This is a genomic window from Vibrio sp. 1F253 (assembly GCF_041439295.1).
Classification (GTDB): Bacteria; Pseudomonadota; Gammaproteobacteria; order Enterobacterales; family Vibrionaceae; genus Vibrio; species Vibrio tasmaniensis_A.
Genome location: NZ_JBGONU010000027.1, coordinates 56874 through 67228 on the forward strand (window position 1 = coordinate 56874; position 10355 = coordinate 67228).

A 10355-nucleotide genomic window follows, 5' to 3' on the forward strand; every position below is an offset into this window, starting at 1 on the left:
CAAAGCGCGATCTATTTAATGAAAGTAAAACTCGTTGTCAGAAAATGAGAAATCCCCCTTACAAGGTAAGAGGGATTCGATACGGGCAAGTTATATCCTAAAACGACGAATTGATTAGTCGGTGCCGTACTCTTTGTACAAGCGACGACATGCTCTACCATCGCTATGGAACAAGTGACAACGGTGTGCAGGAATACCAATCGCTAGCTTGTCACCAGACTCAATCGTCAACGTGTCTGGCTGGCGATAGATAACGTCAGCATCGGCACTGTCGAGGTTTAGGTAAACTTGTGTTTCGTTACCGAGCTTCTCGACCATCAACACATCAGCTTCAATCGTCGCATCACCTGTTTCAGCAGACAACAAGTGCTCAGGACGAACTCCTAGAGACATACGGTCACCAGCGTTGACAGTCGTGCCATCAACTGGGATCCAGAAAGTCATACCGTTTGAAAGTTGTACCAATACGCGTTCTGCTTCAGCTTGTTCGATGTGAACCGACATAAAGTTCATTTTTGGTGAGCCAATAAAGCCAGCAACGAAACGGTTTTGAGGATAGTGGTAAAGATCAAGAGGTTTACCCACTTGAGAAACAAAACCACCATCAAGCACAACGATTTTATCCGCCATTGTCATCGCTTCAACTTGGTCGTGTGTTACATAAATCATGGTACAGCCCAGTTGACGCTGTAGCTTCGTGATTTGTGAACGCATTTGAACACGCAGTGCTGCATCCAGGTTAGATAGAGGTTCATCAAGTAGGAATACGTTTGGTTGAGAAACCAGAGTACGACCGATAGCAACACGTTGACGTTGACCACCAGACAATGCTTTAGGTTGACGTTCAAGAAGGTGACCAAGCTGAAGGATTTCTGCAGCATGTTCTACACGCTTGTCAATTTCAGCTTTATCGGCGTTTGCCAGTTTAAGACCAAAAGACATGTTGTCGTAGAGATTTAGGTGCGGGTAGAGCGCGTAAGATTGGAATACCATACCCACACCACGTTTTGATGGCTCAACATCGTTCATGCGTTGATCACCAATGTACAAATCACCAGACGTAATATCTTCTAGACCCGCGATACAGCGTAATAGCGTCGATTTACCACAACCTGATGGTCCAACGAATACTACGAACTCACCTTCGTTGATGTCTAAGGTTACGTCCTTAGAAATCTGTACATCACCATATGATTTATAAACGTTTTTTAACGTGACACTCGCCATCTAGCTTGTCCTCGATCGATCAAATTTTAAGTTTTACTGCTTATCATTATAAGGAATTTTTGGGTCAGCAGTAACTGTAGGAATTGGTAAGTATTGAGTGAGTAAGAAAAAAGTGGGTGGGACTTGGATTCTTTAACCAAGCCCACCCGTCATAGCCAAACTGGTGCCTATTTCCCCCACATCGAGCTAAATCTCCCCCGTGATTCAATCACAGATTTAGCTCGATGCTTAATAAAGACAACAGCGGGCAGTGAAGCCAACTAAATGAAGAATGCGTCAACGCATAACATTCGCTGGTAAAGGGTTCTTACTATCCACTCTTGGATGAATGCAGTTTCGGTGAATTCGCGTAATGGTACATCCTCCCAATAGAAAATTAACTAGGGGGAGTAGGAGGGGAGGAGTAGATAAAGGGGGTTATCTATAACTGGCGATCCAGTTCAAATAAATCCACCGCATAACGGTGATGTGGATCACGATGAGTATCTACTTTGTGACTTCGCTCGCCAATCTTACCGGATGACGATCACGAAATTAGGCCATAATAGCTAGGGCGTAGTGGCTAGGATGATGAGCTGTCATTGATTTTCTCAGATCATAGCCTCCGAAAACTGGCTCGTCTTAATTGAATGCGCCCTACGTATAAATATAAAAAGGATATTGACATGAAAAACGCTCTAAGCGCTGTAGCTCTAGGCACAATCGTTGCTCTGGGTTCTTTTGGTGCAAACGCTGCTATCGAAGAAGGTCAACTAACTATTTGGGTTGGTGGCGACAAAGCTTATGAAGGAATGGCTGAAGTAGGTAAACGCTTTGAAGAAGATACTGGTGTTAAAGTAACCGTCGCTTTCCCTGACAAACTAGAAGAGAAATTCTCTCAGGTTGCAGCAGCTGGCGATGGCCCAGACATGATTTTCTACGCACACGACCGTTTTGGTGGTTTTGCAGAAGCAGGTCTTCTTGTTGATATCAAACCTTCTAAGGAAACTAAAGAAGGTATCGTAGACTTCGCATGGGATGCTGTTTCTTACGACGGTAAAACAATCGCTTACCCAGTTGCAGTTGAGTCAGTTTCTCTTATCTACAACAAAGCACTTGTTCCCAATCCACCTAAGTCTTGGGAAGAGATCCCTGCACTAAACGCTAAGCTTCAAAAAGATGGCAAGAAAGCAATCATGTGGCCTCTACGTGGTGGCGCTTACTTCACATGGCCTCTACTTGCAGCTGACGGCGGTTACGCGTTCAAGCAAACAGCGGAAGGTTACGACATTAAAGATGCAGGCGTAGCGACTGACGGTGTTCAGAAGTCTCTAGGTTTCATTGAGAAGATGGTAAAAGACAAAGTTATTTCTGCGGATATGGATTACTCAGTTGCTGAGTCTGAATTCGTAGCGGGTAACGTTGCAATGACAATTAACGGTCCTTGGGGCTGGGCAAACATCGAGAAAGCTGGCGTAGATTACGGCGTAGCAACATTGCCTAAGTTCAACGGTAAAGCGTCTAAGCCATTCGTTGGTGTATGGGCTGGTGGTATCAGCACCGCTTCTCCAAACCGTGATCTAGCCGTTGAGTTTATGGAAAACTACCTACTAACTGATGAAGGTATGAAGAGCTTGAACGACGACAAGCCACTAGGCGCTGTTGCTCTTAACTCTTTCCAACGTCAACTAGACAGCGACACTCGTATTGCAGCAACAATGGATAACGCGATGAACGGCGAAATCATGCCTAACATCCCTCAGTTCACAACATTCTGGTACAGCATGGAAGAAGCTATTGGCAACGTAGTTGATAGCCGTCAATCAGTAGAGCAAGCACTAAAAGGTGCTGAAGCTCGAATGACTAAGTAACAACCAAGCACTACCTTTTAAGGAGGGGGCAACCTCTCCTTACTTTTCTATTTTTATATCTCGTTAGCAGGTTCCTCTATGCAGTCAGTTCAAGGTTCAGATGCGATCCCGGCACCATCAAGCCTTCCAGGCAGTAAAAGCGTCTTCATCAAATGGGGGTTGCTTGGTAGTGTTGGCTTAATTAATGGCTACGCTACAATTTTAATGTATTCTCGCGGTGAGCTCGCATTTGCGCTGCTTACTGTGATTTTAACGGCTTTGGCTCTTTACATTTTTGGTAGTAAGAAAACTTACGCCCACCGTTATATTTACCCCGGTATTGCCGGAATGATCTTATTCATTCTTTTCCCACTGGCATATACCGTAGGGCTTGCGTTTACTAACTACAGCGCAAAAAACCAGCTCTCTCTAGAGCGTACTCAAACCGTTCTTTTAGACCGTTCATTCCAAAGCGGTGAAAGCTACCCATTCACTTTGTACAAAACAGATAACGGTCACCAGATCGTTGTGAAAGATGGCGACCAGCTGTTAGCAACTGATGTATTTTCTCTGGAAGGCATGACATCAACAGAGATGGACCTATCTGCAATTGACTCTGTACAAGGTGAAAAAGAGAAGATCAAAGCGATCATCCAAAATCGCTCTGTGATCAGTGGTGTCGATTTCCATCTGCCAAATGGTGATGACATCCGCATGAGCGGCTTACGTAAATTTGCTGCCGTTGCACCGCTTTACACTCTTCAAGATGACGGGGAAACGTTATACAACAATGAATCTGGTGAAATATTGAAACCAAACATGGAAGTGGGTTTCTACCAACCGGTTGACGAGAAAGGTGAGTTTATCGGTAACACCATTTCTCCAGGATTTGTTGTAGACATTGGTACAGCCAACTTTGAACGTGTTTGGAAAGATGACGGCATCAAAGAACCGTTTATCAGTATCTTTATTTGGACGGTTGTATTCTCCATTTGTACGGTAGCCTTCACACTTGCAATTGGTTTGGTTCTGGCAAACGTTGTGCAGTGGGAAGAGCTGAAAGGCCGTGCTGTGTATCGTGTTCTACTAATTTTGCCTTACGCCGTACCAGCATTTATCTCGATTCTTATCTTTAAGGGCCTATTCAACCAGAGCTTTGGTGAGATTAACATGGTGCTTGAGAGTATCTTTGGTTTAAGCCCAAACTGGTTCTCCGACCCGATCTTAGCGAAAACCATGGTGTTGATTGTTAACACTTGGCTAGGCTTCCCTTACATGATGATTCTATGTATGGGTCTACTAAAAGCGATTCCTGAAGATTTGTACGAAGCGTCAGCAATCGATGGTGCTAACTTCCTTGATAACTTCAAGCGAATCACTTTTCCATTGATGATAAAACCGTTAACACCGCTATTGATTGCAGCGTTTGCCTTTAACTTCAATAACTTTGTCATGATTCAACTATTGACGAACGGTGGCCCGAACATGATTGGTACTTCTGAGCCAGCGGGTTACACAGACTTGCTTGTAAGCTACACGTACCGAATTGCATTCGAAGGCGGTGGTGGTCAAGACTTTGGTCTAGCAAGTGCAATCGCAACGCTTATCTTCCTATTGGTTGGTGCCCTAGCGTTACTAAACCTTCGTTTCACTAAATTGACTCAAGATTAAGGAGCACGACAATGGCTATGGTACAAGGTAAGAGCCTTAAATACCGAGTATGGGCAACGCATATTGCGCTGTGGTGCTTCTTAGCGCTAATTATTTTCCCACTACTGATGATTATTGCTATCTCATTCCGCGAAGGTAACTTTGCAACCGGTAGCTTGATTCCAGACAACCCATCTTTGGAACACTGGAAATTGGCTCTGGGTATGTCAGTGACGAATGCTGATGGCTCAGTTACTCCGCCTCCATTCCCAGTACTGACTTGGCTGTGGAACTCAATAAAAGTAGCGGGTATTACGTCAATTCTTATTGTGACACTGTCGACAACATCGGCTTACGCATTTGCTCGTATGCGCTTTAAAGGTAAAGAAACTATCCTGAAAGCGATGATGATTTTTCAAATGTTCCCTGCGGTATTGGCTCTAGTGGCTATCTACGCACTGTTCGACAAATTAGGGCAATACATCCCATTCTTAGGCTTGAATACGCATGGCGGTCTGATCTTCTCGTACTTGGGCGGTATTGCATTACACGTTTGGACGATTAAGGGCTACTTTGAGACGATTGATAACTCTTTGGAAGAAGCTGCAGCATTAGATGGCGCAACACCTTGGCAAGCGTTCAGATTGGTTCTATTACCACTGTCAGTACCCATCCTAGCGGTTGTATTCATTTTATCTTTCATTGGTGTTGTTGGTGAGGTACCAGTTGCTTCCATCCTATTATCGGACGTGAACTCTTACACGCTAGCGGTAGGTATGCAGCAGTACCTATATCCTCAGAACTACTTATGGGGCGACTTTGCGGCAGCAGCGGTACTTTCCGCACTTCCGATTACTATCGTGTTCTTACTGGCTCAGCGTTGGTTAGTTGGCGGTTTGACGTCGGGTGGTGTAAAAGGATAAGCTGTCCTTATAAGAAAGACAAAAGAGCGACCGTTAGGTCGCTCTATATTGGCATTTTTATTACATCATTTGGTTTGGCCGCCGATCAGTAATAAAAATAACCCTCAGGTTACGCATAGCTGGCTACTAATCAGGTTCCTTACGCTATTAATGATTAGTGGTTTTTGTAACTCTAACCCAGGTACTTACTTGGGTTTTTTTATGCCCGCTACTTTTATCTCTATCTCTATCTCTATCTCAGTCTTTTTGGTTTCTTTCAGTCATTAAATACTGAAGTACCTCTTTCCTGGATTTTTCCGGTTTCATCTCTCTAATTGAAGACATCAACGAGTCTCACAAATCAGACACTCAGTATAGGGGGCCACAGCTCTATTGATATATGTGTAATATTTCCATGCGTGATACTTCAATAATTTGCATGCAACGGATCGGTCTATTACACAGAAAGTGCCTATAAAGGCAGGCTCGTGTTAATTTTTTGTGGTGGGTATTCTCGGTAGTTATTGATTTAGTGGTAAATATTTCAAAAAGGGAAGGAGAAAAGGAAGAGGTGATGTGAGACTAGAACTCTTTGCTAGAAGGTGCGCAACCTAAATGCTGAAGTAAAACATAGATGCTGTCTTGATAAAGAGCTACGCGACGAAACAGATCCGCAAACGTCTGATCACCGCCAAAACAAGCTTGGATATAGTGGTTAATTTCATTAGTGTCGTAGCCTTCGACGTACAAACTTCTAACCCATTGATACTCAACTGCCTTCAAGTTCGTCAGTGTAGATTCGCAAAGGGTGGGAAATGTTGTGCTCAAAAGTGGCTCCAAGAAATTTAAATACATCCATTATGATTGACGGTATTTAAACAGAGCAAAATGACGACTTTATTACAGTCAAAATAAATCCGTGAACAAGTATCGGATCATTTTAACTTTTGACTGGGTATCACGCTTTATAGTCAGCATTAGGTGTGTAACGGATTTACTTGGGTATAGAGAGGGAATTGAAAATGCCAAGCAAGTACTGCCTGGCATCGTAATAAGGTTTTGTAGGGTAGATCTGCTAGTGGCGTCTATTTAAGATACTTCACGTGTGCTTCCATCTCTTCACCGATCTGTTTTCGCATGTTCATAAGACGAATAGCCGAATCTCTTAATTCAATGTCTTCTGATGTTTCTGGTACCCATTCTGGCACTTTAGTCGGGTTACCATTTTCATCAACAGCGACCATAATAACGATACAGTGAGTCGTTAGACGGTTGTTGAGTTCTTTTGGGTCGCTGGCTTGAACATCGATAGCGATGTGCATAGAAGATGAACCTGTATAAATGACCTTCGCACTTACTTCAACAAGGTTACCCACATGGATTGGAGCAACGAATCGAATACCACCAGCGTAAGCGGTAATACAGTACTTACCACTCCATCCAGCAGAACAAGCGTAAGCCGCTAAATCGACCCATTTCATTACGGCACCACCATGAACTTTACCACCAAAGTTCACATCCCCGGGTTCAGCTAAAAAACGCAGAGTAACGTCTCGTTTACCATCTTGTCGGCTATTGTGACTGCTCATCTATCTTCCTTCATTATTATTGTTCTGAATAACATGCTCGTTACTTGCTAATAACAATATACTTAAGATGACATAAATTAAAGCGGATAATCTCTCGAACAAGACTATTTTTTCAAACAGATGGCGAGTTGATGACTATTGATGTTTAAAGGAGGTGGACGTGACGCTCCAACAGAGGAGTACTCTATCGAGCAAGCTGGCGGAAGGGTGGATTGCAAAAAAAAACACCTAGCTGAATGCTAGGTGTTTCTAAGCCGTGTGGTACTCATATCGGTACCTTTTTGAGTTAGCCAACTAACCGTTGCTTATCCGGTTTAGTTTAAGTGATGGTATCTTAATTAATCCCAAAACGATAGTTTTGATTGTTTTCTTATAAGCTCACTTTCTGTTCGAAAAGTATAGAACCTTCGCGTAGATATTTCCTTTCGTATTATTGCTAGAAAACTCTTTCAATACATTTTGCAATAATAATCTGTATTTATCGGTAAGTTAAGGTGTTAAAGCTAAATTTATATCGATTTTAAAGTGTTAACTTTCGTATAAACCAAAGTAACTAGAAGGTTATTTCGTTGCTGTAAATTGTCTAAATGGCTCATGGCGGCCTGGGTTACATGAGCCGTGTGACCATAGGAGAGCGATTAGATCAACAGTTACCTGCTTTCTGGAGAGTTATTCTAACGCTTTGAACACTTAAACCGTACTTAGTGCATTAAATGGAAGTTGGCGAGATATTGCAATAGCAAACACCATTATTAAGTGTACTTAAAAGCTTCATGAACGAAAAATAAAATTAGAGAGCATGAATCGAGAAATCGAAAATAAGCAAAAGTACCTGCTAACGAGGCAGGTACTGAGTGGAAAATGGAATGGGGCATTGTCGCTGGTTAAGCGGGGTTAGTTTTGCTGAGGTAAGGGAGCCTCAAGCCTTGGTTTTCTTTTGATTTGAGCAAGGATGACACCGGAAATCACCATTGCACCACCAATGATGTGGAACTGGTTAATCTTTTCACCCAGCCAGGTGGAAGCTAATACAATCGCGATAACTGGCATCAGATTCATAAACATCGCGCTTGAATCCGCGCCAATGGTATCAATCGCTTTCACCCACATCCAAGGCGCTAAAATTGAAGCGGCCACCGCGGCGTAAGCTATCAATGGTATCGCTTGTTGCGGTGGTAAAAGCTGTTCGCTGGTAAGCCAAAGTGGCGTAAGCATCGCGACAGCAAACAGTCCCTGAATGTAAATCACCACCCAGCTACTGATTGGCATTTTCCAGCGTTTCAATAACACACAGTAAGACGCATAAACAAAGGCCGCAATTAACATATAGCCATCGCCTTGAGTCAATTCTTGATGCATGAAGAATAACGGGTCGCCTTTACCTAACATCAGAGCTAAGCCTGACAGTGACAACACACCGCCCACAATACTCAAACTAGAAATCGACTTGTGCAACAGAGGGACGCTTAAAAACACACTGATCAATGGAACCAAAGAAGTGATCAGTGCCATGTTAGAAGCGGTTGTGGTTAAGCCCGCGTAATAACCTAGAGATTGGTTCAACACCATGCCCAAAAAGCCGAGGAACGCTAATTTTGATAGGTTTGGTTTAATGACCGCCCACTGTTTCATTACTGGGCGAATACAGAAAGGCGTGAGAATTAACATCGCAAAAAACCAACGGTAAAAACTCATCGCGCTAGGTTCTATGGTGCTTGCAGCAAGCTTGTTGACGATTGCATTGGCACCCCAGATACAGACTGTAAAAAATGGTAAGAGATAATGCATGTGAATTCCGTGGCGAATGAGTTGATGCGGCTAGTTTGACAGGTCGTTATACTTACAAGTATCTTTATAAAGACATCAGGCGCGATAGGAAGACAAGTTTGAAAAAACACTCCAGAAACCTTCATCCATCCTTATCAATTGACAAGGCACCATCCAACGTATTTATGAATTTTGAAGCGTTTCTTTCGAACACTGAAACCCGAGTTCATAGCCACTCATGGGGACAGGTTCAATTGATCAGTGGCGGTATATTAGAGATGGAAGCGGAAAGCACTCGATTTCTAGCGCCACCACATCTAGCGATTTGGGTACCGGCCGGGGTGATGCACTGCAGTTATAACCGTAAGCCTTTGGACTACTGCTCGCTAAATATCGCCCCAGAACTCACGCAACACCTGCCAGATAAAACCAGCCTTATAAAGATCACGCCGATTGTGTCTTCTATTATCGATGACTTTCGCGAGCGTGGAATCAATGTTGCAGAAAAAGAGCAAGATCAAAGGCTCGTTCAGGTACTGCTTGACCAACTTGCGCAGCGTGAGGTTGAACACCACTTCTTGCCTTCAACCGACAATAAGTATCTAGCGCCTATATTAGCTTCTGTTGAAGAGAACCCAACCGATGAAGTGACGCTGAAAGATTGGGCTGAACGTGTCCACACTACGGAAAGAACCCTTTCTCGCCACTGCCAGACGGAGCTCGGAATGAGCTTTACCGAGTGGCGACTGCGAGTGCGCTACCTATACTCAATGGACTTGTTGAGAAACGGCCAGTCGGTTAAAGAGGTCGCTCTTACATTGGGTTATAACCAAGCAAGCCCATTTATCACTATGTTTAAACGTTACGCGAACCAAACGCCAGAACAGTATAAGAACCGTTTGTTGTGATTGGTTTCTTTTGTCAAGCGTGTCAATAATCGCTTACTTTCCTTTTTGTGTTTAACTTTTTGTTATTAAAGGATTAAATTTGGTCTTGATAGCGGGCGTACACGTCTGTTTCGTCAATGGTTTGAATTTGGTTATATAAGCATTTAGTTTTTTTATCGTATTTGAGTGAAAATTTATATAATCACTTACTCAAAATGCCGAGGAAAAATTTGAAGTTTATTATCCCAACGATATCAGTATTAGCTGTAACACTTTCTGCATGCGGTGGTGGTAGCGATAGCGCTGCGCCACCACCTAAAAAGACTAAAACCGTAGTTCCTCAAATGTCTATGACTCAGGCATCAGGAAGTGTTGCAGACCCAAAAGATGACGTTGCAAAAAACTCTTATAGTAGTCCCGTCATGTATTCAGCTAATGCTATAGGTAGCACTTGATCTGCTCCAGTCAGACTGGACACTTAGCTAAGCGACATTTCGCTTTTCA

At 43.3% G+C, this 10355-nt stretch carries 8 protein-coding genes; 4 read left to right on the plus strand and 4 right to left on the minus strand.

The genetic code is table 11. The annotated features are described in order from the left end of the window. Positions 1–114 precede the first annotated feature (114 nt). The gene (malK, locus tag ACED28_RS14270) at positions 115–1227 is read right to left on the minus strand and encodes a maltose/maltodextrin ABC transporter ATP-binding protein MalK (protein ID WP_009845809.1); all 1113 of its coding nucleotides are present in this window, start codon (positions 1225–1227) and stop codon (positions 115–117) included. Positions 1228–1892: 665 nt separating this feature from the next. Here malK and malE point away from each other — a divergent pair. From malE to malG, 3 genes are all read left to right on the plus strand, one after another. Then, entirely contained in the window at positions 1893–3077 is a 1185-nt protein-coding gene (gene malE, locus ACED28_RS14275) for a maltose/maltodextrin ABC transporter substrate-binding protein MalE (protein ID WP_009845808.1), read from the plus strand. A gap of 78 nt (positions 3078–3155) precedes the next feature. Then, on the plus strand, positions 3156–4727 hold the full coding sequence (gene malF, locus ACED28_RS14280) for a maltose ABC transporter permease MalF (RefSeq protein ID WP_009845807.1): 1572 nt from the start codon (positions 3156–3158) through the stop codon (positions 4725–4727). A gap of 11 nt (positions 4728–4738) precedes the next feature. Further along, positions 4739–5629, plus strand: a complete 891-nt coding sequence (gene malG / locus ACED28_RS14285) for a maltose ABC transporter permease MalG (protein ID WP_009845806.1) — start codon at positions 4739–4741, stop codon at positions 5627–5629. Between the two features lie 561 nt (positions 5630–6190). Here the strand turns inward: malG and ACED28_RS14290 are convergent. The 3 genes from ACED28_RS14290 to ACED28_RS14300 all read right to left on the minus strand — a co-directional run bounded on the left by ACED28_RS14290 (position 6191) and on the right by ACED28_RS14300 (position 8985). Next, entirely contained in the window at positions 6191–6463 is a 273-nt protein-coding gene (locus ACED28_RS14290) for a hypothetical protein (RefSeq protein WP_012600205.1), read from the minus strand. Positions 6464–6693: 230 nt separating this feature from the next. After that, a complete protein-coding gene (locus ACED28_RS14295) occupies positions 6694–7197 on the minus strand; it encodes an acyl-CoA thioesterase (protein WP_012600206.1) in 504 nt (167 codons plus the stop codon). Positions 7198–8091: 894 nt separating this feature from the next. Continuing rightward, complete coding sequence (locus ACED28_RS14300) at positions 8092–8985, minus strand: DMT family transporter (protein ID WP_017096228.1); 894 nt, start codon at positions 8983–8985, stop codon at positions 8092–8094. A gap of 98 nt (positions 8986–9083) precedes the next feature. Between ACED28_RS14300 and ACED28_RS14305 the strand changes: the two genes are divergently transcribed. Next, positions 9084–9872, plus strand: a complete 789-nt coding sequence (locus ACED28_RS14305) for a helix-turn-helix domain-containing protein (RefSeq protein ID WP_065608445.1) — start codon at positions 9084–9086, stop codon at positions 9870–9872. The last annotated feature ends 483 nt before the right edge of the window (positions 9873–10355 follow it).